At 38.1% G+C, this 1781-nt stretch carries 2 protein-coding genes; one reads left to right on the plus strand and one right to left on the minus strand.

Annotation, left to right across the window (positions count from 1 at the left end):
• The coding region (locus AC1DRF_RS26025) for a peptidoglycan-binding protein (RefSeq protein WP_477742078.1) at window positions 1–883 on the minus strand (883 nt) is incomplete at its 3' end.
• A gap of 453 nt (window positions 884–1336) precedes the next feature.
• Between AC1DRF_RS26025 and AC1DRF_RS26030 the strand changes: the two genes are divergently transcribed.
• The coding region (locus AC1DRF_RS26030; RefSeq protein ID WP_477742079.1) for a catalase at window positions 1337–1781 on the plus strand (445 nt) is incomplete at its 3' end.

Consider the following 1781-nt stretch of genomic DNA (forward strand, 5'->3'; position numbering starts at 1 on the left):
CAGCTCCACCCCAAACATAAGGTGTTCCCATAAAACGTTTACCATATGAAATAACTTTTGAAGCTGAGCTTGAGCTTGTGCTGCTTCCTGTTGATGTTGAAGGTTTTGAGCTGCTAGAGCTGCTTGAATTTAATTTATTCAGCGTATCTGGACCCGCTTCTCCGTCTACTAATAAACCATTTGCACGTTGAAATGATTTTACTGCACTTGTTGTAATTGAGCCAAAGTAGCCTGTTACACCAGCTGAGAAGTAACCTTTATTTTTTAGTTTTTGCTGAAGGCTGCTTACTGCTGAACCTTTCATACCTTGACGTAAAATAGTTGAGCTGCTAGAGCTAGAACCACCAGTTGAAGCGCTAGAACCGCCATTTTTTAATTTACTCAACGTAGCTGGACCCGCAATTCCGTCCACAGACAGTCCGTTTGCACGTTGAAATGCCATTACTGCATTTTTTGTAATTGAACCGAAGTATTGAGTCGTAGTTCCTTTAAAATAGCCTTTATTCTTTAGCTGCTGCTGTAAAGATTGTACGTTTGGTCCAGTTGAACCAACGCGCAGCAATGAACTTGAGCTAATTGATGAACTTGATGAGCTTCCGCTTCCTAGCAGTTTATTAAATGTAGATGGACCTGCAATACCATCTGCAGACAAGCCATTTGCACGCTGAAACGACTTTACTGCGCTAGTCGTGATTGAACCGTAATAGTTTGTTGTTGTACCGTATGTAAAATAACCTTTGTTTTTTAATTTTTGCTGTAATTCTTTCACATCTGAATTACTTGTTCCTGGGTGCAGCGTAGCATCTCCTAAAGCAGCTTCACTAATTGTAGGTACTACTGTTAAAGATCCACATAACGCTAACGAATATATCAACTTTTTCATAAAAAAAGGTTCCTCCAATGCCATAATCTACTAATCTATAAGACGTTTACATTGTAACAACACATTATTACAAAATAACATCACTAATATTACATTTATGTTACAGGAAACGACAGTAGCGCAGATGTATGGTGTATATTGTCGTAGTTTATTGTCGTTTAACACTTAATAAGTTCGACAAAAAAGCTAATATATTCCAATATTATTCCTTTTCCTACACTAATAATAGGTAAAAAATCACCCGTAACATTATCTTTATATTTCAAAAAAAACAATTTATTTTTTTTTTGAAATGTGAAACTTTTTTAAAATTTATTCGTTTAGCGGATTTGTTCCCCTCTTTAGTAAAACAGCTTTTCTTCTAAAAATTTATATTATTTCCATATTAATGAATAAAAAAGCGAGGGCTGAAAAAAATAGTCTTGTTATGTTGGAAACAAGGAGGATTATTTTATGAGCCATAAAGGCATTCATGGTACAAATGTTAGCGGATCAGGTGACTCGGAAGACAAACGCTATGCAGCCGGAGAAAACGAGCAGACGCTTACAACGCGTCAAGGTCACCCCATTCGTGATAACCAAAATTCTCGAACGGTAGGCAACAGAGGACCTGCTACTCTTGAAAATTACCAGCTGATTGAAAAACTTTCGCATTTTGATCGTGAACGTATACCAGAACGTGTTGTTCATGCCCGAGGAACCGGAGCTCACGGATATTTTGAAACGTACGGAAAACTTGGGGATGAGCCCGTTGAAAAATACACCCGCGCAAAAGTTTTTTCAGGAGCAGGCAAACAGACGCCCGTTTTTGTCAGATTTTCTACCGTAACTCATGGAAAGGACTCTCCAGAAACAATGCGAGACCCAAGGGGATTTGCTGTAAAGTTCTACACAGAAG

The sequence above is a fragment of the Priestia sp. P5_B4 genome (assembly GCF_056400385.1).